The sequence below is a fragment of the Hymenobacter nitidus genome (assembly GCF_020447315.1).
Classification (GTDB): Bacteria; Bacteroidota; Bacteroidia; order Cytophagales; family Hymenobacteraceae; genus Hymenobacter; species Hymenobacter nitidus.
The window spans coordinates 171,263-194,593 of the sequence record NZ_JAJADQ010000011.1 but is presented as its reverse complement, the minus strand read 5'-3'; the positions used below and the strand labels follow the sequence as shown (position 1 = coordinate 194,593).

General features: G+C 59.8%; 23 protein-coding genes. 4 read left to right on the top strand and 19 right to left on the bottom strand.

The window, feature by feature from the left end:
• Positions 1 to 3: 3 nt before the first annotated feature.
• From LGH70_RS19350 to LGH70_RS19320, 7 genes are all read right to left on the bottom strand, one after another.
• On the bottom strand, positions 4 to 645 hold the full coding sequence (locus LGH70_RS19350) for a dioxygenase family protein (protein ID WP_226189105.1): 642 nt from the start codon (positions 643 to 645) through the stop codon (positions 4 to 6).
• Positions 646 to 812: 167 nt separating this feature from the next.
• A complete protein-coding gene (locus LGH70_RS19345; RefSeq protein ID WP_226189103.1) occupies positions 813 to 1,475 on the bottom strand; it encodes a hypothetical protein in 663 nt (220 codons plus the stop codon).
• Between the two features lie 42 nt (positions 1,476 to 1,517).
• Positions 1,518 to 2,003, bottom strand: a complete 486-nt coding sequence (locus tag LGH70_RS19340; protein WP_226189100.1) for a hypothetical protein — start codon at positions 2,001 to 2,003, stop codon at positions 1,518 to 1,520.
• A gap of 27 nt (positions 2,004 to 2,030) precedes the next feature.
• Positions 2,031 to 4,208, bottom strand: coding sequence for a glycoside hydrolase family 97 protein (locus LGH70_RS19335; protein WP_431357431.1), 2,178 nt, complete (start codon positions 4,206 to 4,208; stop codon positions 2,031 to 2,033).
• Positions 4,209 to 4,356: 148 nt separating this feature from the next.
• Positions 4,357 to 4,668, bottom strand: a complete 312-nt coding sequence (locus LGH70_RS19330; protein WP_226189097.1) for an antibiotic biosynthesis monooxygenase — start codon at positions 4,666 to 4,668, stop codon at positions 4,357 to 4,359.
• Between the two features lie 49 nt (positions 4,669 to 4,717).
• Positions 4,718 to 5,335, bottom strand: a complete 618-nt coding sequence (locus LGH70_RS19325) for a hypothetical protein (RefSeq protein ID WP_226189094.1) — start codon at positions 5,333 to 5,335, stop codon at positions 4,718 to 4,720.
• 62 nt (positions 5,336 to 5,397) lie between these two features.
• The gene (locus LGH70_RS19320; protein WP_226189092.1) at positions 5,398 to 5,847 is read right to left on the bottom strand and encodes a GNAT family N-acetyltransferase; all 450 of its coding nucleotides are present in this window, start codon (positions 5,845 to 5,847) and stop codon (positions 5,398 to 5,400) included.
• A gap of 439 nt (positions 5,848 to 6,286) precedes the next feature.
• On the opposite strand from LGH70_RS19320, the gene LGH70_RS19315 reads away from it, so the two are divergent.
• Both LGH70_RS19315 and glpK read left to right on the top strand, forming a co-directional pair.
• Positions 6,287 to 7,924 carry a glycerol-3-phosphate dehydrogenase/oxidase gene (locus tag LGH70_RS19315; RefSeq protein ID WP_226189090.1) on the top strand — a complete coding sequence of 546 codons (1,638 nt, stop codon included), beginning with the start codon at positions 6,287 to 6,289 and terminating at the stop codon, positions 7,922 to 7,924.
• A 160-nt stretch (positions 7,925 to 8,084) separates the two neighbouring features.
• Positions 8,085 to 9,599, top strand: coding sequence for a glycerol kinase GlpK (gene glpK / locus LGH70_RS19310; protein WP_226189089.1), 1,515 nt, complete (start codon positions 8,085 to 8,087; stop codon positions 9,597 to 9,599).
• 24 nt (positions 9,600 to 9,623) lie between these two features.
• On the opposite strand, the gene LGH70_RS19305 is transcribed toward glpK, so the two are convergent.
• Positions 9,624 to 10,259, bottom strand: coding sequence for a hypothetical protein (locus LGH70_RS19305; protein WP_226189087.1), 636 nt, complete (start codon positions 10,257 to 10,259; stop codon positions 9,624 to 9,626).
• 95 nt (positions 10,260 to 10,354) lie between these two features.
• Here LGH70_RS19305 and LGH70_RS19300 point away from each other — a divergent pair, with 95 nt between their 5' ends.
• Positions 10,355 to 11,254: a hypothetical protein gene (locus tag LGH70_RS19300; protein WP_226189084.1), complete on the top strand. Its 900-nt coding sequence runs from the start codon at positions 10,355 to 10,357 to the stop codon at positions 11,252 to 11,254.
• Between the two features lies 1 nt (position 11,255).
• On the opposite strand, the gene LGH70_RS19295 is transcribed toward LGH70_RS19300, so the two are convergent.
• From LGH70_RS19295 to LGH70_RS19265, 7 genes are all read right to left on the bottom strand, one after another.
• Positions 11,256 to 12,131, bottom strand: coding sequence for a ChaN family lipoprotein (locus LGH70_RS19295; RefSeq protein WP_226189081.1), 876 nt, complete (start codon positions 12,129 to 12,131; stop codon positions 11,256 to 11,258).
• Between the two features lie 249 nt (positions 12,132 to 12,380).
• Positions 12,381 to 13,760 carry an ABC transporter permease gene (locus tag LGH70_RS19290; RefSeq protein WP_226189078.1) on the bottom strand — a complete coding sequence of 460 codons (1,380 nt, stop codon included), beginning with the start codon at positions 13,758 to 13,760 and terminating at the stop codon, positions 12,381 to 12,383.
• Between the two features lie 5 nt (positions 13,761 to 13,765).
• Positions 13,766 to 14,710, bottom strand: coding sequence for an ABC transporter ATP-binding protein (locus LGH70_RS19285; RefSeq protein ID WP_226189075.1), 945 nt, complete (start codon positions 14,708 to 14,710; stop codon positions 13,766 to 13,768).
• Between the two features lie 81 nt (positions 14,711 to 14,791).
• Positions 14,792 to 15,412 carry a hypothetical protein gene (locus tag LGH70_RS19280; RefSeq protein ID WP_226189071.1) on the bottom strand — a complete coding sequence of 207 codons (621 nt, stop codon included), beginning with the start codon at positions 15,410 to 15,412 and terminating at the stop codon, positions 14,792 to 14,794.
• Positions 15,412 to 15,915 carry an RNA polymerase sigma factor gene (locus LGH70_RS19275; RefSeq protein WP_226189068.1) on the bottom strand — a complete coding sequence of 168 codons (504 nt, stop codon included), beginning with the start codon at positions 15,913 to 15,915 and terminating at the stop codon, positions 15,412 to 15,414. Before LGH70_RS19275 ends, LGH70_RS19280 begins: the two co-directional genes overlap by 1 nt.
• A 226-nt stretch (positions 15,916 to 16,141) precedes the next feature.
• The gene (dnaJ, locus tag LGH70_RS19270) at positions 16,142 to 17,275 is read right to left on the bottom strand and encodes a molecular chaperone DnaJ (protein ID WP_226189066.1); all 1,134 of its coding nucleotides are present in this window, start codon (positions 17,273 to 17,275) and stop codon (positions 16,142 to 16,144) included.
• Between the two features lie 46 nt (positions 17,276 to 17,321).
• A complete protein-coding gene (locus tag LGH70_RS19265) occupies positions 17,322 to 17,906 on the bottom strand; it encodes a nucleotide exchange factor GrpE (protein ID WP_226189063.1) in 585 nt (194 codons plus the stop codon).
• Between the two features lie 202 nt (positions 17,907 to 18,108).
• On the opposite strand from LGH70_RS19265, the gene LGH70_RS19260 reads away from it, so the two are divergent.
• Complete coding sequence (locus tag LGH70_RS19260; protein WP_226189060.1) at positions 18,109 to 18,489, top strand: hypothetical protein; 381 nt, start codon at positions 18,109 to 18,111, stop codon at positions 18,487 to 18,489.
• A gap of 11 nt (positions 18,490 to 18,500) precedes the next feature.
• Here the strand turns inward: LGH70_RS19260 and obgE are convergent, their stop codons facing one another.
• The 4 genes from obgE to LGH70_RS19240 all read right to left on the bottom strand — a co-directional run bounded on the left by obgE (position 18,501) and on the right by LGH70_RS19240 (position 23,312).
• Entirely contained in the window at positions 18,501 to 19,499 is a 999-nt protein-coding gene (gene obgE / locus LGH70_RS19255; RefSeq protein ID WP_226189057.1) for a GTPase ObgE, read from the bottom strand.
• 180 nt (positions 19,500 to 19,679) lie between these two features.
• Positions 19,680 to 20,306 carry an adenylate kinase gene (locus LGH70_RS19250; RefSeq protein ID WP_226189055.1) on the bottom strand — a complete coding sequence of 209 codons (627 nt, stop codon included), beginning with the start codon at positions 20,304 to 20,306 and terminating at the stop codon, positions 19,680 to 19,682.
• Between the two features lie 111 nt (positions 20,307 to 20,417).
• A complete protein-coding gene (hpt, locus tag LGH70_RS19245; protein ID WP_226189054.1) occupies positions 20,418 to 20,957 on the bottom strand; it encodes a hypoxanthine phosphoribosyltransferase in 540 nt (179 codons plus the stop codon).
• Between the two features lie 114 nt (positions 20,958 to 21,071).
• Entirely contained in the window at positions 21,072 to 23,312 is a 2,241-nt protein-coding gene (locus LGH70_RS19240) for a sodium-translocating pyrophosphatase (RefSeq protein WP_226189052.1), read from the bottom strand.
• Between the last annotated feature and the right edge of the window lie 19 nt (positions 23,313 to 23,331).

Here is a 23,331-nt window from a genome sequence, read left to right as displayed (position 1 = left end):
ACTTCAGTTCTTCAAAATAATATCCCGCTGGCCAACCCAGCTTCCGGCCTTGGTGCGCCGCACCATTACCACTCCCGAACCGCCGACTTCGGGCAGCGCCGTCAGGTACTGCGCCGTAATGAGCGGATCATCGGCAAACACAAAGTCGCTGATGTAATACGGGGCCTGGCCGCCCGGCTCCTGAATGGCGGCGTGGATATGGGCGGGCATGGTCCGGCTGGGATAGGGCGCTGGCCGCACCGAGCGAATTTCGTAGCGGCCCAGGCGGTCGGAACGGGCCCAGCCGTGCAGCTGACCGTGCCACTTCTGCACCCCGGTTTCGTTTCCTTTTCTGGTGTAATGGCCCGTGTGGCCGGTCTGGTAGGCGTAGAGCAGCACGCCCGCGTAGGGTGTTTTGCCATCGGCCCGCAGCAGGGTCCCGAAAATACGCAGCGGCTCGCCGGGCGTGTGGCGGTTACCCATAGTCAGCACTGAGGTCAGGGAAGCCGGGGCGTTGGTGAAGCAGCAGCTAATGGCCGCGTCGGGGTTGTCGCAGGGGTCTTTGGCGGCGGCCGGCGGCGAGTTGGTTTCACCGCAGGCTCCCATGTAGCAGCTGCTGCCAACCAGCAGGATCTGAAAAACAGTAGTGCTCCGTCGCGTTTCCATAGCCAGACCAACCTCCCGAGTGCGCTACTTAAGGTACCGATTTTCCGGCTTTTCCGCAGGGAGATTTTTGGATTTCTACAGACGAAATAAAGTGCGGCCAGCAGGCGTGTTTGCCAAAGCAATAAGCACTTGTTTTCCAATAGAAAACCCGAATTTTACGGCAATTACTACTGCCTATTTTCTTGCCAGGAACGCTCCAGCTGGGCCTTGGTCTGTTCGACGGCAAACCATGTGGAAATGTCCATATAACCCAGAGATTCTAGCGCTTTCCGATATGGGTTTTCGGCCAGAGTGTAATGGAAATAAAAATTCTCCCCCGGCTCTAATAAAGGAAGCCGGGTACGTAGCCCGTGGGGCGTAATGGTGGTTAAATTAACTCCCATTTCCGTCCGTAATACCCGCTCTAGACGAGTTGGCATCCAGTCGTTGGCTGCCGCCCGGCATGCCATTGCTTCCTCATATTCGGTGCCGATATGCAGTTGCCGAATGCCATTCCCAAATCCGACGGCGACTAGATTTTCGCCGGTTTCGGGCTCCGCCGTCAGGGCCGGATTTTGCAACGCTATACTGAACGTTAACTGCTCTTGACTGGCGTTGCGCTTCGTGATGTAAAATAGCCAGGCCGTGGCCATTTCCACGTACATGTGGGCTGGCAGCCATTCCTGGGCAGGCTGCAACCGTTTAGCGGTGATAGTATGGCCCACGGTATGCAGGCTGTTCGCACACTGCTCAACCCTGAATAAAGTGTTACTTGAAGTTACTTCCAGCTTGAATTCTCCCAGTTGGGAAACATACACTTCTTCGTAAACGGATAAACCAGCGGCTTGCATACAACAGGAGTTAGTGGAGGTATTCTGCCGTAGGCAAGTCATTTACCTTACTATAAACAATGGCGCAAATTCCAGATCTTCGATTTGGCTGCCATTGTCAAGAGCCTGATTAATTGCCTTGAACTCGGCGCTGCAACCAGCAACAGTTAGCACAACATTGCGCTCCGGATTTTGAGTAAAATAAGCTAGAGTATATCGCTCGATTTCAGCGTAGAAATGATTGGCTTTGAAGCTCATTTTCACTTCTTTTTTTCTGGCCGCATCATACTCCACGTATTCGTCCAGGTACTGTGCTTCGGGAATAAAACGGCGACAAAATGCAATGGGCACGAACAGGTAAAGCGCCAGGGCCCTGTCCTCTTTAATGCCTCGCTTTACCATATCGGCAATGACGTCTTCCGTTTCCATAGAGTCGTGCTGCGCCAGGGACAGTAACGCATTACTGAACTCCTCCTGAGTCAGCGGGTCCATTTCCGGAGTTGTTTTGGGCGCCGGTTTACCGGTTCTGAACCAATTGAGGATGCTCATATATGCTAGCCGTTACAGGGTGTCCCTTTATTTGCTCACTGGCTTAATACTCACGGCCGTGCCACCGCCCGCGGCCAGCTTCAGCGGCAGCACCGTGTTGCGGTCCACCGGCTGCCGGCGAATCTGGTAGGCCATGGGATTATCGTCCCAGCTGGCATCGGCGGCGTCGGCGTAGATGGTGGCCTGGTACTGTACGCCCGGCGTGAGAAAATCGAGCTTGACGGTTTGCTCACGGGCATTTTCGTCGGTGATGCTGCCCAGGTACCATTCATCTTTGCCCTTGGCCTTGCGGGCCGTGGTAATAAACTCGCCGGGCTCGGCCAGCAGGATGCGCGTATCGTCCCAGTCGACGGGCACATCCTTGATAAACTGGAAAGCATCGAGGTGCTGATTGTAGGCTTCGGGCAGGTCGGCGGCCATCTGCAGGGGCGAGTAGAGCGTCACGTAGAGGGCCAGCTGCTTGGTGAGCGTAGTATGCACCTGCCGGCCCTTGTTCCAGCCGGGGTTCCAGCTTTCCAGCTGAATCTGGAAGATGCCGGGCGTGTAGTCCATCGGGCCACCCATGAGGCGGGTGAAGGGCAGAATGGTTTCGTGCTCGGGCGGGTTGCCGCTGCTCCAGGCGTTGAACTCGTTGCCGCGGGCCGCTTCACTGGCCAGCCAGTTGGGATAAGTGCGGTGCAGGCCGGTAGGGCGCACGGCCTCGTGCATGTCCACCACAATTTGCTGGCGGGCCATATTGGCGGCGGTGCGGTTGTAGTGGTTCACCATCCACTGGCCGTCGTGGTGCTCCCCGCGCGGAATAATGCGGCCCACGTAGCCGGTTTTCACCGCGTCGTAGCCGTGCTGTTTCATGAAGCGCAGGGCCTCCTCCTGCCGCCGCTCGTAGTTGGTGACGGCCGAGCTGGTTTCGTGGTGCATCATCAGCTTCACGCCCTTGCTGGCGGCGTACTGCTGCAGTTCCGTCACGTTGAAATCCGGGTAGGGCGTCACGAAGTCGAATACTTCCTCTTTCCAGTTGCCGGCCCAGTCTTCCCAGCCCACGTTCCAGCCCTCCACCAGCACGCTTTGCAGGCCGTGGCGGGCGGCAAAGTCGATGTAGCGCTTCACGTTGGCCGTGTTGGCCCCGTGGCGGCCGGTGGGTTTGAGCTTGGTCCAGTCGGTGCCGGCCAGCTTGATGTTGCTGGTATCGGCGTAGTTCCAGCCGGCTTTATTGACGTGCATCTCCCACCACACGCCCACGAATTTCTGGGGCTTAATCCAGCTGGTTTCGGTGAGCGTGGTCGGCTCGTTCAGGTTTAGAATCAGCTTGGAGGCCAGCACCGCCGGGGCATTGTCGGCTACTACGATGGTGCGCCAGGGCGTGTGCTCGGGGGCCTGCAAATAGGCCTTGGCGCCCGTGGCATCGGGCACCAGCTGACTGCTCAGCCCGAAGCCTTTGGTATCCACATTCAGCATTATGGCCGGGTAATTCACCAGGGCCGCCTCGTGGATGTTAACGTAAAGCCCGTCGTCGGACTTGAGCATGAGCGGCGTCTGGACGGTATGGGGCGCGGCTTTCTGCTGAATTACCTCGATGGGCGCGGTATCGACCTCGCTCAGGCGGCTGGTGACGTAGGCGTACTCGTTGGAATCGTAGTCGCCGGGAATCCAGAAGGCTTTGTGGTCGGCGGGCAGGTTGAACTCGGTGCGCTCGTCCTGCACCGTGAAATAGGTGAGGCCGGGCTGGGCCGGAAACTCGTAGCGGAAGCCCAGGCCGTCGTCGTAGAGGCGGAAGCGCACCACCAGGCGCCGCGCTTTCTGGTCGCCTTTGGCTTCCTGGGTCAGCGTGGCGGCCAGCTCCTTATAGTGGTTGCGGATGCTTTTGACCTCACCCCAAACCGGGGCCCAGGTGTCGTCGTGCTGGCTGGAGTCGAGGCGGGCAATGGTGAAATCCTGGTCGAGGCCGGGCTGATTTTGCAGCAGCAGGCCGAGGCGGCTGGGCTGCACCACGGTTTTGGAACCGAATTGCAGCTGATAAGTAGGTTGCCCGTCGGCACTCAGGCCAAACTTGAGCGTGAGCTTGCGGCCGGGCGAATGCACCGTGCTGACCGCGCCTTCCATTCGGGCGGGAGCAGAAGCGGGGCCCGAGGGCGAGGAGCAGGCGGCCAGGAAAAGCAGGGTGCTGGCCGGGAGCCACTGGCTCAGGCGGGAAGTCGTATTCCACATCGGTAACAGAAGTTGAGGTCGTTGGCCGGGGCAGCGGCTACCATTAATAAGCGCCACAAGTTATAGTTTCCCGCCAGCAGCCGGGCTCTTCCCCTACTTCCCTCCTCTTCCCGGCACGAATTTCCAGCGGGCATTTGCGCTATGAGTTCTAGAACTCGAACGTCTCGCAGTGTAGCACCGTGGGCTCGAATGCCAGCAGATACTGCGCGTCGTCGGGGTAGTAGCGGGCCTTTTCGTAATCGGGGCCGGCAAAGCGCCGGATGCTGTCGTAGCTGTCCCAGCGGGTGACGGTCCAGAAGTGGCAGATGTCGCCGTCGAGGCGGCGCAGCACCTGCACGCCCAGGTTGCCGGGCGTGTTTTTGTAGTCGGCAATGCCGGATTGCTGCAGGTAGGCCAAGTAGGCTTCGGCGTCGAGGGCAGCGGTGGTGCCGTGCCAGATGCGGGTAATAATAGTGCTCATAATGCTTGGTAGACTTAAGTTGCAGTTGGTAAGCGTAGAAAAAAGTAAACTACTGGATGTATTGCCCTTCGGCGGCTAGTAGCGCAGCCACGCTTACCGGGGCCTCCGCATATAGTTCTTTGGGAGTGTGCAGTGACTGAGCTTTCGGGGCACCACCGAATCCAAGCTTAAAACCTCTGTTATCCTGAGTGGTAACACATATGTTGTCGTACTCCTTATCGTCAGGTGGCACGAACAGAATAACTCTGGTGCCGACATAGTCAGCAGTGAACCAGTCATTATCGGCCTGCAGCGTGTCCCAGGCAAACAGTCGGGCATCCCAGGTTTGATCTGTCGGATACTGTAGGTAGTTAACCAGAAAGCAGAAATTCCCGAAGCTGATATTAGTGGGGAAAACAATAGCAAAGCGCGAGGCTGACAGGTTCACCAGCTTCAGCCGAATCTGAACTTGCGCTGCATTGTAGAGGGCGCAGAAATGCCTAAGCACCGTTTCCAGCTGCGCATGCGCTACATTATCCACGATGAGTAGCTTGTCGTTCGGGCCAGTGGGCAGTGGTTGAACCGGTACCGCAGCCATTGGAAGCTGAGCACGACTTTTAATCCGGTGCAGGTAAGCGGCGGTGAATATGCCAAACGTAAGCAAGGCCAGCAACAGAACGGTGGTCATTAGCGAAGTGAATTATATCGGCTGCGTTGGAGGCTGACAGTACCAGGGAAAGGCAGGAGATTCTAAAGCCTATTGAACCTATGTTCAGCCTGCAGCTCAAACCGCACTTCCCCGCTCTTCGTCCTCCCCGTTTCCTGCCAGCCCTGGCGGCGGTAGAACTCTTCGGCGCGGGTGCCGGGGCCGGTGCTGAGCCAGATGGGATGCGGAGTTTGCGCGAAATACCAGGTCAGCAGCAGGTCGTGGAGATGCTTGCCGATGCCCTGGCCTTCGTAGTCGGGGTGAACGAAGAGGGCCCAGACGCTGTGGTCCAGCACGTCGGCAATGGCGAAACCGACGATGGTGCCGCCATCGGTTTCGCAGACCCAGCCCCTGCCGCGCCGGGTGAGGTAGTCGGTGTAGTCGGCGGGCGTGACGCGGGTGGGGTCCGACAGCTGGTTTTCGCGCACGGCCAGCCGCACGGTGCTCATCGGGGGAATGTCGGCGAGAAGGGCTTCGCGGTAGCGCATGGGCATAGTTGAGGCGGAAAGGTAGAAAAAAAGTGAACGGGCCCAGGAAAAGCTAAATCCAGACCCGGAATCATCGGGGCCACACCCGGAACAACTGAATCTGGACCCGGAACCCTTGCGGCCGCACCCGGAACGAGCGGGGCTACTCCCGGAACGGTTGAATCCAGACCCGGAACCGTTGAATCTATACCCGGAACCGTTGGGACCAGCCCCGGAACGCCTGCGACTACACCCGGAGTCGTTTTGACCAGAGCTGGGCATTCTGGTGACTACACCTTGGGATTTTGGTGACCGTAGGTTGGAATTTCGGTTATCGTAATTGGGGTGTTGCTTGACAAACGGGCTAGTCGCGGCCGGTTCATTCCATTATGGAGGCGGAGCCAGATAGGGTTAGAATACCTTTGAGGGAAACGTATTGGCCGCTAAGCCAGTAAGCACCTGAACCATGCGCAACACTTCCAGCACCCTTTTCCACCGCGGCACGCTGCTGCGCAACCTGACCACCGAGCCCGAGTGGGACTTAATCGTCATCGGGGGCGGGGCCACGGGCCTGGGCGTGGCGCTGGACGGCCTCAGCCGGGGCTACAAGACGCTGCTGCTGGAGCAGTCCGACTTTGCCAAGGGCACCAGCAGCCGCAGCACCAAGCTGGTACACGGCGGGGTGCGCTACCTGGCCCAGGGCGACGTGGCCCTGGTGCGCGAAGCCCTGTACGAGCGGGGCCTGCTGCTCGAAAACGCGCCTCACCTGGTCAAAAACCAGGATTTTATCATTCCTAACTACGCCTGGTGGGGCGGGCCTTTCTACACACTGGGCCTGAAGATGTACGACTTGCTGGCCGGCAAGCTCAGCCTGGGTGACTCGGAGCACCTGAGTAAAGCCGACACGCTGCGGCGCCTGGGCAACATCAGGCCGGCGGGGCTGCGCGGCGGGGTACTCTACCACGACGGGCAGTTCGACGACGCCCGCTTGGCCGTGAACCTGGCCCAGACGGCCATTGAATTGGGCGGCACCCTGCTCAACCACCTGCCGGTAACGGGCCTGCGCAAAAATGCCGCGGGCCAAGTGGCAGGCGTAACGGCCACCGACGCGGAAACCGGCCTGACTTATGCGCTGAACGCCAAAACGGTAGTGAATGCCACCGGCATCTTCGTGGACGACATCCGGCAGCTCGACGCGCCCGGCGTCCGCAAGCTGGTGCGGCCCAGTCAGGGCGTGCACATTGTGGTGGACCGCTCCTTTTTGCCCGGCGACGCGGCCCTGATGATTCCGAGCACCGAGGACGGCCGGGTGCTGTTTGCGGTGCCCTGGCACGGCCGCGTAGTGCTGGGCACCACCGACACCCCTCTGGATGAAGCCAGTCTGGAGCCCCGGGCGCTGGAGGAGGAAATTGCGTTTATCCTGCGCACGGCCGGCCGCTACCTGGCCCGTGCCCCGCAGCGCCACGACGCGCTGAGCATTTTTGCCGGCTTACGGCCCCTGGCCGCGCCGCAGAATGGCTCCGACAAGACCAAGGAAATTTCGCGCAGCCACAAGATTCTGGTGTCCGAAACCGGCCTGATTACTATCACGGGCGGCAAGTGGACCACCTACCGCCGCATGGGTCAGGATGTGGTGGACAAAGCCATTGCCCTGGGCCAATTACCCGCCGCGCCCAGCCAGACGGCCCACCTGCGTATTCACGGCGCCCAGTCCACCCCCGACCACCGCAGCCACCTGAGCGTGTACGGCTCCGACCTGCCGGCTTTGCAGCAGCTGATGCGCGAGCAGCCCGAGCTAGGCGAAAAGCTGGACGAGTCGTTGGAATTCAGCCGGGCCGAAGTGGTGTGGGCCGCCCGCCACGAGCTGGCCCGCACCGTGGAAGACGTGCTGGCGCGCCGGGTGCGGGTGCTGTTTCTGGATGCCCGCGCCGCCCTGCGCATGGCCCCGCAAGTAGCGGCGCTGCTGGCCCGGGAGCTGGACAAGGACACCGCCTGGCAACAGCAGCAGGTAGCGGCTTTCGAGCAGGTAGCCCGGTATTATGTGCTAGAAGGTGAGCCGGCGCAGGTGGAGCAGCCACTAATACGCCTGTCATCCTTGATCTGACGTCCGCCCTGTGAAGGACCTTATGGGATAGGAACGACTTACATAACGACTACTCGTTCTGGCGTGATAAGGTACTTCGCAAAGTGGACGTCAGATCAAGGATAACAAACAAAACAAGGAGCAGCGGAACATCAACCTCACCATTTCACCACCTCACCGCATGGCCAAATACATTCTTGCGCTGGACCAGGGCACGACCAGCTCCCGTGCTATCCTGTTTGACCGTAAGGGGCGCATCGTGGCGCAGGCGCAGAAGGAGTTTGCCCAGCTGTTTCCCAAGCCGGGCTGGGTAGAGCACGACCCGCTGGAAATCTGGTCGACGCAGGCTGGGGTGGCGGCCGAGGCTACGGTGAAGGCCGGGCAAAACGGCAAGAGCATTGCCGCCCTGGGCATCACCAACCAGCGCGAAACGGTGGTAGTCTGGAACCGCAAGACGGGCAAGCCAATCTACAACGCCATCGTGTGGCAGGACCGCCGCACGGCTCCGTATTGCGACCAGCTGCGCGCCGAGGGCCGGGAGCCGATGATTCGGGCCAAGACCGGCCTTGTGCTCGACGCCTACTTCTCGGCCAGCAAGGTGAAGTGGATTCTGGACAACGTGCGCGGGGCCCGCAAAAAAGCCGAAGCTGGGCTGCTGGCTTTCGGCACTATCGACAGTTGGCTGATCTGGAACTTCACCCAGGGCGAGCTGCACGTCACGGACGTGACGAATGCCTCGCGCACCATGCTGCTGAACATTCACACCCTGCGCTGGGACGAGGAGCTGCTGGCCCTGTTCGACATTCCGAGCAGCATGCTGCCCCAGGTGCGGCAGTCGAGCGAGGTGTATGGGGAAACTAAAACCACCGTGTTTGCCTCCAAGATTCCCATTACCGGCATTGCCGGCGACCAGCAGGCGGCGTTGTTCGGGCAGCTGTGCACCACGCCAGGTATGGTCAAGAACACCTACGGCACGGGCTGCTTTATGCTGATGCAGACTGGCACGGAACCCAAGGAGTCGCGCAATAACCTGCTGACGACCGTGGCCTGGCAGCTCGACGGGCAGGTGCAGTACGCGCTGGAGGGCAGCATTTTTATGGCCGGCGCGGTGGTGCAATGGCTGCGCGACAACCTGGGCATTATCAAAACGGCGGCCGACGTGGAGCAGCTGGCCCGGCAGGTCGGCAGCACCGAGGGCGTGTACTTCGTGCCGGCCTTTGCCGGGCTGGGCGCGCCCCATTGGAACCCTTACGCCCGCGGCACTCTCTTCGGCATGAGCCGGGCTACCACGGCCGCCCACATTGCCCGGGCCGCCGTGGAGGCCATTGCCTTTCAGGTGATGGACGTGCTCCGGGCCATGGAAGCCGACTCGGGCCTGCCCATTGCCGAGCTGCGCGTGGATGGCGGCGCTTCGGCCAACAACCTGCTCATGCAGTTTCAGGCCGACGTACTGAATACCAAGGTTGTCCGGCCGCGCATCACGGAAACTACCGCCCTGGGCGCTGCTTATCTGGCGGGCCTGGCCGTAGGCTATTGGGGCAGCGTGGCCGAGCTGCAGGCCCTGGGGCAATCCGACACGGCCTTCACTCCCAAGGCCAATCAGGCGGCTATTGCGGAAGGCATCGGCCACTGGCACCGGGCCGTGCAGGCGGTGCAGGTGTGGGCCCAGCCGCCGGCGCCACGGCCAGAAAAATAAACCGGCCTCGCGCCCCAGCCGATCTTAGGCAAAGCTGTACGGATACCTGATTTCCTGCAGGTCGGTGGCCAGCTGCACCCAGTCGGGCAGGTCGTCGACGAGGGCCAGCACCATGCTTTTGGTCAGGGCCTCACCCCGGTAGATGGGCGCCACGGCCTCGGGGGTCACGGCTTTGCGGTCGGTGTCTTCGGTGAAATATTCGGTGGCCCACTCAGCATAGGTTTCGGGCTGGCCGTCCAGAATGAACAGCAATTCCTCCGAGCCATCGTCCTCATTCTCTACCACACCGGTTTGCCAGCCGTGGGCGGGCGTGTACCACAGGCAAAACGTGGTGCCGATGGAATTGACCGGCTCACCGAAGATGAACTCGTCGAACACGGCGGGCAGGCCGCGCGTCACCTGGGCCTTGTCGGGCTGGTCGTATTCCTGCACGAAGCCGTTGATAACGCAGCCTTCGGGGCGGAACAGAATCAGCATCTGGTCCCCTTCCCCATCGTTCATTTCGAATACTTCCTCGTCGGGGGCCCACTCGGGGTTGTAGGAGTAATAGCGGTACTCAAACTCCTGGGAGTTGACGGCGTCGAGCACCGCCAAAGATTTGCACAGGCGTTGCAGGGCGGGAGCAGCGGGCAGGGCGGCGTGGTTGCGGGTCGAAATCATGGGCGTAAAGCTAAGTCAGGAAGTCAGGATACGTATTTGGCGGGCCGAAAGCCAGCCAGATTGCCCCTATCTTTCCCGCCTTTCCACTTCCTGCCATGCAAATATACTCCCACTGGGCCCGCACCACCCTGGCTGCCCAAAACGCCGACGGCGCCCCCATCCAGCTGATTGCCTACACGGGCAGCGACGAAAGCCTGGCCGCCGCACAAGCCGCCGGCCGGCAGGTATTGCAGCATCGGCAGGCCCGGCTGCTGGCCGATGAGAAATTGGGCGAATACCCGACGGGCAAGGCTCCGCTGCGCGAACAGCTGGAGCAGCGCATCTATGACACCCACGGCACCCTGATAGCCGCCCTCACGCGCAACCGCTACGGCAGCGTGGTGCTCAATGCCCACCGCGTGATGTTTCTGGATGTCGATGACCTCGACCTGCGTCAGTCATTGATCCGCCAGCGCCCGACTGAGCCGTTCAGCCTGATCCGCTTTTTCCGGGAGCTGTTCTCTCCGGCTGCTCCCCCACCACCGCCCGTGCCGCCGCTGGCACTCCAGGAGCAGCTGCAGCTCCGGCTGGCGGCGTGGCTGCAGCTGCATCCGGAGTGGAATTTCCGCCTCTACCGCACCCGGCTGGGCTTTCGGCTGCTGGTCACGCATCAGCTGCTGGCTCCTACCAGTACTGAGGCCCAGGAGATTTTTGCCGCCATGCTCACCGATGCCGTCTACGTGCGCCTGTGCCAAAGCCAGGACTGCTACCGGGCCCGCCTGACGCCCAAGCCCTGGCGCATCGGCTGGCACCGCCCTACCCAGCCTTTCCCGTATGATACACCCGAGCAAGCCGAGCAACAGCAGCAGTGGCAAACCCAGTACGCGGCCCGTAGCGCGGCTTTCTCGGTCTGCGAGCTTGTGGGTGAGTACGGCAGCGGCCACATGACGCCCGAGGCCCGGCTGCTGACCGAGCTGCACGACGCGGCCTGCCTGGGCGGCCGCAAGCTGGCGTAGGTTAGTAGGTTTTGGTCATGTCCTGGGGCACGACCAGCACAAAATTGGCCTTTTGCTCGTGCTCTTTTTCCAGCTTAACCAGCTGCTCCTGCAGCACCGTGCTGATGGTACGCACCTTAAGCTTGGGGTTTAGCTGGCGCAGGTAGGCCAGAATTCCGTCGTGGTTGTCGGAGTGGTAGCTGCCGTTGAGGTGCAGCAGCAAGTGCCCGTCGGGGCGGGCCTGGTTGAGGAAGTGCGCCATGGTGGCGTCCTTCAGGGCCTGGGCCTGAATAATGTTTTGCACACCGGCCGCGTGGGCCGCGTCGCCGCCGAACATTTTGGCCATGTTCTTATAGCCGGGCAGCTCGTAGTCTACCGTCATTGGCAAGGGCACCAGCCAGGCTTTTTCGGCGGGCGGCAACGTTTCCAGCGCGCTCAGGCTACCCTTGGCCACCTGGGAGGCGTAGCGGCGCGGCGCGTTGGTGCCCACCACCCGAAATTTCTGCTGCCGGGCCAGCAGCAGCAGCGGCTTGTAGTCGGTGGTGTAGTTGGGCCAGGGTCGGCTCTGCTCCTCGAAGGCTTTGTCGTCCAGCTCCCCGGTAGCGTACTGGTCGACCAGCGGCTGCACGTCGCGCTCAAACATTTCCAGGCCCACCACCAGCTGGCCCTGGCGCAGCCGCAGCAGGTCTTTGGCTACCTGCAGCTCCAGCCAGTGCCCGATGGGGTCGTTGTGCTGCTCGCCGAAGAACACCACGTCGGCCGCGGCCAGCTCCCGCAGCATCTTGTCGTAGCCGGTAGGCTTGCCGGCAGCGGTGAAAAGACGGTAGGCGGGCTTGTCGTCGGCCGGGCGGAAACTCAGGAGCAGCAGCAGGAACGGCAGAAATTTTAGTCTGGTCATAGCAGGCAAACAACGTGCGGGCAGGAAGGTGTTCAGAAGCCAAAAGTAAAACGCCGGCTCGTGTTGCCCTGGCGAGCCTACTGCGCATAGAGTCGAGACGGGGCCATCCGTCCGCTGAAATAAAGAAAGCCTTATAAGCTAAAAGCCCTTTCCTAAGCAAGTAGGAAAGGGCTTTCTGGGTAAAGGTCATTTGTCGCTGGCAGCGGACGGATTGCTTTGCTTCGTCATGAGTGTGCCAGGTCAGAGGCTTCAGCCTTTGTAGAACATCCAGCGCGACAACTCGCGGTAGTTTACCTTCTTGCCGTACATCAAAATACCGACCCGGTAGATACGGCCCGCCAGCCAGATGGTGAACACGAAGCCAGCAATGAGCAGGCCCATGCTGAGCAGCAGCTGCCACACCGGCACGGCCCCGAACGGGATGCGCATCATCATGGCAATGGGCGAGGTGAAGGGAATCATCGACATCCAGAAGGCCACGCTGCCGTTCGGGTCCCGGATAATCACGCTCTGGGCAATGACGATGGTCAGGATGAGCGGCATGGTGATGGGCATCATAAACTGCTGAGAGTCGGTTTCATTATCCACAGCCGAGCCGATGGCTCCGAACAGCGCCCCGTAGAACAGGTAGCCGCCCAGAAAGTAAAACAGGAAGCTGGCCAGAATCAGGGGAATGTTCAGGCCGTCCAGGCCCTTGGAAAACTCCTGCTGAAACTTGGCCGCGCCGCTGAGCTTCTTTGGGGCCGGGGCGTCGGCCGGGGCTACCGCGGCGGAAGCGGCGGCCGAGTTGTCGGTGTCCACGGTGGCCTGGTTGAGCTGACCAGTGCGGGCAGCTACCACTTTTTCGGCCCCAAATACGCTGGCTAGCCCCGTGGTAACGGCCGTGCTGAGCACAATCCAGAGCAGCAGCTGGGTGAGGCCCACGGCGGCAATGCCCATTACTTTGCCCATCATCAGCTGAAAGGGCTTCACCGACGAAATCATGACTTCCACGATGCGGTTGGTTTTCTCCTCAATCACGCCGCGCATGATCTGCACCCCGTACAGAAAGATGAAAAAGTAGATCAGGAAGGCTGCCACATAGGCAATCATGGTAGTAATTCCGGTGCTGCTGGCCGTTTCGCCCGAGTCGCTCAGGTTCACCGTTTGCAGGTCCACATCGGCCTTTATCTTATCCAGCACTTCCTTGTCCAGCCCCGCCTGCCGCATGCGGGCCGCCTCAATCTTGCGGTTGAGCATCCGCTCCATGTTCACCTGCATGGGCAAGCTCAGATTTTCGCGGGCAAAAATCTGGAAGCCCACCGGGTTGTTCACGTCGTAGCGCGGAATGTAGAGCAGGGCTGCGTTTTTGCTTTTGCGGAACGCCGCCTTGGCCGTTTCCAGGTTAGTGCTGGCGGCGGCCACGTAGCGAATCTCGTTGTCGGGGTCGTTGGGCAGCTCGCCGGCGAAGATGTTGCCGGCGTCGGCCACGGCCACCACTTTCTTGCTTTCCGATACTTGTGACAGCATCAGCGGGACGATGATAAAGCCCGCCATAATCAGGGGCGCTATCAGGGTCATGATCAGGAAGCTTTTCTTCCGAACGCGCGTCAGGTATTCGCGCTGCGCGATAAGCCAGATTTTGTCCATAGTACTTAGAGCAGAGCGTTAGCGGTTTCGAGGGTTTCGGGCATGGTTTCCTGCACGCGCCGAATAAAGATTTCATTGATACTGGGAATCTGCTCCCGAAAGGCATGCACCTCCACGTTGCCAATCAGGTAGCGTAGCAAGTCGTTGGGGGTAGTGTTGTGGTGCAGCTTAATCCGGTCGTAGAAGTGGCCGTTTTCGCGCTCCTTGTGCTCCAGCACCTCAAAGTCGGGATGGATGACCATCAGGCGGCCCTTGCCTTCCACCTCGTAGGTGTTGGTTTTGAAGGTGTCCTTGATCTGGCTTACCGGCCCGTCGAGCACCTTACGGGAGCGGTTGATCAGAGCAATATTGTCGCAGAGTTCCTCCACCGATTCCATGCGGTGGGTGGAAAAGATGATGGTGGCGCCCTGGTCGCGCAAGGCCAGGATTTCGTCCTTAATCAGGTTGGCGTTGATGGGGTCGAAGCCGGAGAAAGGCTCGTCGAGGATAATCAGGCTGGGCTCGTGCAGCACGGTGGCAATAAACTGCACCTTCTGCTGCATGCCCTTGCTCAGGTCTTCCACGTTCTTCTCGACCCAGTCCCGCAAACCCAGCCGGTCTATCCACTGCTTGATGCGCTGGGTGGCGTCGGCCTTGCTCAGGCCCTTGAGGCGGGCCAGGTACAGGAGCTGCTCGCCTACCCGCATCTTCTTGTAGAGGCCCCGCTCCTCGGGCAAGTAGCCAATCTGGGCAATGTGGCTGGGGTTGAGCCGCTCGCCCCGGAAGCGGATTTCGCCGGAATCAGCTCCGGTAATCTGGGTGATGATGCGGATGAGGGAGGTTTTGCCCGCCCCGTTGGGCCCCAGCAGCCCGAAGATGCTGCGCTCCGGAATATCGAGGCTGACCCCGTTCAGGGCGACGTGCGCGGCGTAGGCCTTGTGCACGTCAATAGCTTGCAGGATGTGGTTCACGGTTGAAAGAAGGAATGAAAGTGGTTGTAGCTAAATGTAGGGACTTTGCTATATAAGCGCCGCCAGAAACTTACCGAGGTGTCATTTTTCCTCCTCCAAGTCGCGGCTAGCTGCTTCCAGCCGGTCGAGGTGCTGCCCGTAGAGGCGCTGCATGTACCAGCGGGTGCCATACACCGCTACTACCTGCAGCACGGCGCCAAACACCAGAAACGCGGCAGCTTTGAGGCCCATAAGGTTCCAGCGGAAAGCTTCCGGCCGGGCCAGCTCCCGGCCTACGTCATAGCCTAGCAGCAGCAGCAGCGCCAAGGGGCCCGACAACAGCGTGAGGCGGTAGTAAAAGGCCAGCAGCTGCCGTAGGCTGGCCGTCAGGTGCTGCAAATGCCCCTGCACGTTATCCTCCACACAGTCCATTTGCCGAAGCAGCCGCAGCTTGCGGTAGAAATAGTACAGCGTAGCCACGCTCAGCAGCAGCATAAATACCGCGTACATCTGGTAAAAACCCTTCTGGGGCTGCAGCAGAAAGTACCCCAGGCCCAGCATCACCAGCACTGTAAACGTCAGCTCAGCCCGGGCATTGCGGCGCATGCTGGCCACCAGGCTGCCCGACTGGCGGCTGAGCAGCTCCTGGAGGGCAGGCTCGGGCAGCGCGGTTGGCTGGGGTTCCGGCTGTTGCCAGTGGCGGCGAAGGTCGTCGAGTTCCATTATGCGGGTTGGGTAAGTAGTTGACGAAGCTTGTCTTGCACACGGTGCATTTTCACGCGCACGTTGTTCTGCGTAATGCCCAGGATATCGGACATTTCCTCGTAGGTGCGCTCTTCCAGATACAGCAGCACGAAGGCCTTTTCCACGTCGGAAAGCCGCTCGATGGCCCGGTAGAGCTGAGCCAGATCCTCGGAGTCGGGCCCTTCGCTGGGCGGCAGGGGCACTTCGGGCACGGCCAAGCCCAGGCGCTCGGGGGCCGGGCGGCGGGTGCGCTGCCGCAGGTTGGAAATGGCCACGTTCAGGGCAATGCGGTAGAGCCAGGTACTGATTTTGGCCGTGGGCTCGTAGCGCGGAAACGCCCGCCAGAGCTGCAGCACCATTTCCTGGTAGAGGTCCTGCCGGTCATCCGCGTCCTGGCAGTACAGCTTGCACACGCGGTGCAGAATGCCCTGGTTGGCATTGATGACAGCAAGAAAGGCGGAGCTAACAGGGTCGGAGTTCACAGCAGAAGGTTCTGGCCGAAGTACACACTATATATCGCCCAGCCAATACCGCCATTACATCCAGCAGCAAAATATTTTTCGCCTGGTTGTTCTGCTTTCAGGCTGTAATCTATTATCAATCCTAGTTACCCACAAAAAAGCCCGCTCTCCACAACTGGAAAGCGGGCTTGTATCCGTCCACAAAATCCGATGAATCCGAAAATTCCGACGAAATCCGTGGTTCAGGCTACTGGAAGTACTCCTTCACTTTCTCGAAGAAGCCTTTCTCGTTTTTGCCGGGGTTGGGCGTGAAGTTCTGGGCGTTGCGCAGCTTCTCCAGCAGCTCCCGCTCCTCACTGCTCACGTTTTTGGGCGTCCAGACGCTGAGGTGAATCAGCTGGTCGCCGCGGCCGTAGCCGTTCAGGTCCTTGATGCCCTTACCGCGCAGGCGCAGGATTTTGCCGGGCTGGGTGCCCGGGTCCACCTTAATTTTCACCTTACCTTCGATGGTCGGCACCTCGATACTGGCCCCCAGAGCGGCATCCACGAAGGAAATGTACTGCTCAAACATGATGTTGTTGCCGTCGCGCTTGAGCAGCTCGTGCGGCTCTTCCTCAATCTGGATGAGCAGGTCGCCGGGCACGCCGCCCCTCTCGGGGTAGTTGCCCTTGCCGTTCATACTCAGCTGCATACCCTCGGCCACGCCGGCGGGAATGTTGATGGGAATAACCTCCTCGTGGAGCTGCCGGCCTTCGCCGTGGCACACGTCGCACTTGCTGCTCACGATCTTGCCTTCCCCGTTACAGGTGGGGCAGGTCGAGGAGCTGACCATCTGGCCCAGCATCGTGTTTACCACGCGCTTCACCTGGCCCTGGCCGTGGCAGGTGCCGCAGTCTTTCAGGTCGGTGCCGTTTTTGGCGCCGGTGCCCGAGCAGGGCTGGCAGGCCACGTAGCGCTTCACCTTTATTTTCTTCTCGACGCCGTTGGCAACTTCCTCCAGATCCAGCTTGAGCTTGATGCGCAGGTTGGAGCCCTTCTTGACGCGCCGGCCACCGCGGCCCTGGCCGCCGCCGAAGAAGCCCTCGAAGCCGCCACCGCCGAAGATGTCGCCGAACTGGGAGAAGATGTCCTCCATGTTCTGGCCACCGCCACCACCGCCAGCCTGGTGCCCAAACCGGTCGTAGCGGGCGCGCTTCTGCTCATCCGACAAGATTTCGTAAGCCTCTGCGGCTTCCTTGAACTTGTCTTCGGCCGTTGGGTCGTCGGGGTTCTTGTCGGGGTGAAACTTGATGGCCACCTTACGGTAAGCCTTCTTTATCTCCTCAGCCGACGCGGTCTTGGCGACATCCAACACCTCGTAATAATCTCGCTTCGTTGCCATCTGTATGGTTACTAACTGTCATGCTGAGCATGACAAACGCTCTGTGTTAAGCTCCCAGCACCACTTTGGCGTGCCGGATTACTTTGTCGCCCAGGTAATATCCTTTTTCTACCTCGTCCACTACCTTGCCTTTCAGGTCCTCGGAAGGCGCCGGAATCTGGGTAATGGCCTCGTGCAGGTCCGCATCGAAAGCGCCACCCTTGGTTTCCATCGGGGTCAGACCTTTCTGCTGCAGGGTTTTCTGGAGCTTGGTCGATATGATATCGATGCTTTCGCGCACGGCAGAAGCATCCTCAGTGTCTTTGGTATGATGACGGGCCCGGTCAAAATCGTCGAGCACGGGCAGCAGCGCCACCATCAGCTCCTGACTGGCGGTTTTGAACAGGTCGGTGCGCTCCTTGGCCGTGCGACGCTTGTAGTTGTCGAACTCGGCGGCCAAACGCAGGTATTTGTCTTTCAGTTCAGCCAGCTCCGCATCCGTTTTGGAAGCCTCAGCTTTGGGCGCGCCGCCGTCGGCACCTTCTACTTCACCCAAGTCGGGCGCGTTGGGGTCTTCGGGCAATTCGCCAGCCGTGTGGTCAGGTTCAACGGACAGATTGTCGTCCTGGGGCAGGTTGGTATCTTCAGCCATTTTGGTAAATATTCGTCGGAAAGGGTTTTTCACGGGATGTTGCCGTTGGGCTTTGCTAGGGGCGCAAGGAGTTTGCCAAAGCGGCTTTGGCTGTCAGTTTGGCACAGGAACTTCGGAAGCCAGGCAGTTGGTTCAGATAAACTGGCCCCTTTCTTATTGCAGGTATTTGCATTACCGGCTGTGGCGGCATTACTTGGCCCCTATGCAACATCCTTCCGCTACCTCGCCGGCAACGAAACCATTTTCCCGATGGATACTTGCGCCCGGACTACTGCTAGCCAGCTTTTTACTGATTATAAGTTTTGCGGAGTGGGTAAACATTGGTTTTATCAAAGACCCGGCGACAATTGCCAGTTACCCTTTTGGCTCGGAAGAGGCCATGGGCGAGGGCGGCTGGTATTACCACACCGCCGAGCTCTATGCCCAACAAATGCTCATTAGCTGGGTTGCCTTGTTACCCACGGTCGGGGCTTTCATCCGTGCCCTCCGCCATTGCTCCGGCCGCCGAGTAGCCGAGGCTTACGGACTATTGATTCTAACCCTGCTGGTTAGCAGCGTGCGGGATCAGCTGCACAATCCGTAAGCTACAGCGGGCTACTCCTTGGCGTGCAACGCCTGCCAGATCATGTCCTTGAGCTGCATGATGTTCTTGTTGGCCAGGCTGGAAATGAAGATGGTTGGTAAATCCGTTGGTAGCGTCTCGCGGATTTCGGCTTCCAGCTCGTCGTCAATCAAATCGGCCTTGGTAATGGCCAGCAGACGCTTTTTCTCCAACAGCTCGGGGTTGAACTGCCTTAGTTCGCTGAGCAGAATCTGGTATTCCTCGGCAATATCCTTGCTGTCCACCGAAATCATGAACAGTAGAATCGAGTTTCGCTCAATGTGGCGCAGGAAGCGCGTGCCCAGGCCTTTGCCATCGGCCGCGCCCTCGATAATACCGGGAATATCGGCCATCACGAACGACTTGTAGTCGCGGTAGGCCACCACGCCCAGGTTGGGCACCAGCGTGGTGAAGGCGTAATCGGCAATCTTGGGCCGCGCCGCCGATACTACCGACAGCAGCGTGCTTTTGCCGGCATTCGGGAAACCCACCAGGCCCACGTCGGCCAGTAGCTTCAGCTCCAGAATCACGTACTCATCGATGCCGGGCTCGCCGGGCTGGAAGTAGGTAGGCGCCTGGTTGGTGGAGGACTTGAAGTGGTCGTTGCCCAGGCCGCCGCGGCCACCGGGCGTCAGAATCAGGCGCTGGCCGTGCTCGGTAATCTCCAGCTTTTTCGCGCCGGTTTCAGCGTCGCGGGCAATGGTACCGAGCGGTACCTGAATGATAATATCTTCGCCCTGGGCACCGGTGCGCAGGTTTTCGCCGCCGCTTTCGCCGGGCTGAGCAATGAGGTGCTTCCGGTACTGCAGGTGTAGCAGGGTCCAGAGCTGGGAGTTGCCTTCCAGAATAATGTGGCCGCCGCGGCCGCCGTCACCACCGTCGGGCCCACCGTTGGGCAGACCTTTGGCGCGGAAGAAGTGGCCCGAGCCGGAGCCGCCTTTTCCGGAGCGGCAATTGATTTTGACGTAGTCGATGAAGTTATTGGAGGCCACAGCGGGAAATGTTGAATGTTGAAAGCTGAATCTTCACGTAAGTCGAAAAAACAGCTGTCATCCTGACGAAGGAAGGACCTTACCAGGCCAGAACGAGCTGTTGCGACAACAACCGTTCTTACGTGATAAGGTCCTTCCTTCGCGTCAGGATGACAAGAGGATGCGGTTACAGCCGCAAAGTTACGCTTTTACTTCGTCGGTTGCAGCCTGACTATCGGCCACGGGCGTAGCAGGCTGGTGCTGATCTACGATTGCGCAGATCTGGCCGAAGATATCGTCGATGGCGCCGATGCCATTGAGGCCGTGAAACTTGCTTTGCTGGGCGTAGTAGCTGGCTACCTGTGCGGTTTCGGTGTTGTACACCGTCACGCGCTTACGGATTTTGGTTTCGTCCTGGTCGTCGGGGCGGCCACTGGTTTTGCCGCGCTCCAGCAGGCGCTTCACCAGCTCTTCTTCGGCTACTTCCAGGGCTATCATGCAGCTTACGCCGGTATCGTAGCGCTGGGTCAGGGCGTCGAGGCTCTGGGCCTGGGGCACGGTGCGGGGGAAGCCGTCGAAGATGAAGCCGGCAGCCGTGGTGTTGTTAGCCAACTGGCTTTCAATCATGCCGATAACCACTTCGTCGGGCACGAGCAGGCCTTCATCCATGAGCTTTTTTGCCCGCAGACCAAGTTCGGTACCTTGCGTAATCTGGGAGCGGAGCAAGTCGCCGGTAGAAAGATGCACGAGGTTATAACGGGCAATCAGCTTCTGGCTTTGCGTTCCTTTGCCGGCGCCGGGCGGGCCGAAGAGTACGATATTGAGCATAAAAGCGGGGTATTTCGCGGGAGAGGAAAAGCGGCTGGAGTTGGGAAAGATAACGAATCGGAAACAAAAGGCTCCTTACGGCAGGCAACTAGTTTAGGGTATGCCCTTCTGCTAAACGGCGGTATAGACGTCGGGATAATTACGGCCTAAGCCGTCATAATCAAGGCCATAGCCCACAATAAAATCGTTGGGAATGCTCAGGCCAACGTAGCGTAGCGCTAGTTCGTGCTGCAAACACTCGGGCTTGAGGAAAAGGGTGGCAACTTCCACGGAGGCCGGGTTTTTAGCCCGCAATAGCTCCAGAAGGGCTTTCATGGTGTGGCCCGTGTCCACGATATCCTCCAGAATAACCAGGTCGCGGCCGGCTACTTCTTCCTGCAGGCCCATGATTTCGCGCACGGTGCCGGTGCTGCTGGTGCCCTCGTAGGAGGCCACCCGGATGAAGGCAATTTCGCAGGGAAGCTGAATTTCCTTCAGCAGATCGGCGGCAAACATGAAGGAGCCGTTGAGAACCGCTATGAACAGCGGCTGCTTGCCGGCATAGTCGCGGTTAAGCTGAGCGGCCAGCTCACGAACAGCCGCCGTGATTTGGCCGGCGGTCAGGTAAGGCGCAAACTGCTTGTCATGCAGCGAGATAGTGGACAATGGCATCCGGGTTGGGTTGGTCCTCAGGGCAAAACGGGAAGCCAAAGGTAGTACAAAAAAGCTGCCCCCCCGGTGAGGAGAGGCAGCTTATTGGTCAGGAACACTCGGGGATTTGCGGCACTAGCGGGTTTCGCGCAGCAGCACAAACAGAACTTTGGCTGCCTCAGGCGTCAGCTCGGCATAGCGCACCTTGGGTTCCAGGCTCAATGTGGGGCGCTCTATGGGCCGCGGTGCAACGCCCCTCTCAGGAGCCGCAATGTGGGGCGCAATAACCAGGGAAACGATGGACATGAGCTTAATCAGGATGTTCATCGAAGGGCCGGAGGTGTCCTTGAATGGGTCACCGACGGTGTCGCCAGTGACGGAGGCTTTGTGGGCATCTGAGCCTTTGTATTCCATCTTGCCGTTTACCAGCACGCCCTTCTCGAATGATTTCTTGGCGTTGTCCCAGGCCCCACCGGCGTTGCTCTGGAACATGGCCATCAGTACGCCCGACACGGTGACGCCGGCCAGCGTGCCACCCAACACTTCGGGCCCAAAGGCAAAACCGATGATGATAGGTACAATCAGGGCAATGGCGCCGGGCAGCATCATTTCGCGCAGGGCAGCCTGGGTGGAAATAGCCACGCACTTCTCGTACTCGGGCCGGGCGGTACCTTCCATGATGCCGGGAATTTCGCGGAACTGGCGGCGCACTTCCTGCACCATAGCCATGGCCGCCCGACCCACAGCCGAAATAGCCAGGGCCGAGAAAATAAAGGGAATCATGCCGCCCACGAACAGGCCGGCCAGCACCCGGGCGTTGCTGATGTCGATACTGGAAATATTGGCCGTGCCCATGAAGGCAGCAAATAGGGCCAGCGACGTAAGAGCGGCGGAGGCAATGGCAAAGCCTTTGCCGGTAGCGGCCGTGGTGTTGCCGACGGCATCCAGAATATCGGTCCGCTCGCGCACTTCCTTGGGCAGCTCACTCATTTCGGCAATGCCACCGGCGTTGTCGGCAATGGGCCCGAAGGCGTCGATGGCCAGCTGCATGGCCGTGGTGGCCATCATGCCCGCAGCGGCAATAGCTACACCATACAGGCCGGCAAACTCAAACGACAGCACAATGCCCGCCGCCAGCACGATAATCGGCAGCACGGTAGATTCCATGCCTACGGCCAGCCCGCCGATAACGGTGGTGGCGTGGCCGGTGCTGCTCTGCTGCACGATGCTCATCACGGGCCGCTTGCCCATGGCCGTGTAATACTCCGTGATGATGCTCATCAGAGTGCCTACCACCAGGCCTACTACCACGGCCCAGAACACGTCCATGGACGTGAAGGGCACCGAGCCGGCGCGGCCAATGACCAGTTCACCAGGCGGCAGCATCCAGCGGATGATGAAGAAAGACGCAATGCCCGACACGATGACCGAAGCGTAGTTGCCCATGTTGAGAGCAGCCTGCACGTTGCCTCCCTCCTTCACACGCACCAGCAGAATGCCGATTAGTGAGGCAACGATGCCCATACCGGCAATAACCATGGGCAGCAAAATCGGGGAAAGGCCATTGAACTGGTCACCGGCGGCTACAACCTCGCGGCCCAGCACCATGGTAGCCAGAATGGTAGCTACATAAGAGCCAAACAGGTCGGCCCCCATACCGGCCACGTCGCCCACGTTGTCGCCGACGTTATCGGCAATAGTGGCGGGGTTACGGGGGTCGTCTTCGGGAATGCCGGCTTCTACCTTGCCTACAAGGTCGGCGCCGACATCAGCAGCCTTGGTGTAGATACCGCCGCCTACGCGGGCAAATAGCGCAATGCTTTCGGCGCCGAGCGAGAAGCCCGTCAGCACTTCCAGGGCCGTTTCCATCTCAATGCCGTTGGCACCGCCACCCTTGCTAACTACAAAAAGCTGGTAGAAAACGATAAACAACGAACCCAAGCCCAGCACGGCCAGGCCGGCCACGCCCATGCCCATCACCGAGCCGCCCGAAAAGGACACACTCAGGGCTTTGGCCAGACTGGTGCGGGCGGCCTGGGCCGTGCGCACGTTGGCTTTGGTGGCAATCTTCATCCCGATGAAGCCGGCCAGGGCCGAGAAAACCGCCCCTATCAGGAAGGCAATGACGATGACGGGACTGGACTTTTCGCCGGTGGTGCCCAGATACCCCAGAAAGGCGCAGGCAATGAGGGCAAACAAGGCCAAGACCTTGTACTCGGCACGCAGGAAGGCAATGGCACCATCGGCAATATAGCCCGCAATGGTGCGCATGCGCTCATCACCGGCATCCTGCCTGGTAACCCAACCCGAACGAACCCATGTGTACACGAGGGCCAGTATGCCCAACGCAGGTGCTACGTAAAGAATATTCATCATAGAAGCGGTGGTGGGATTT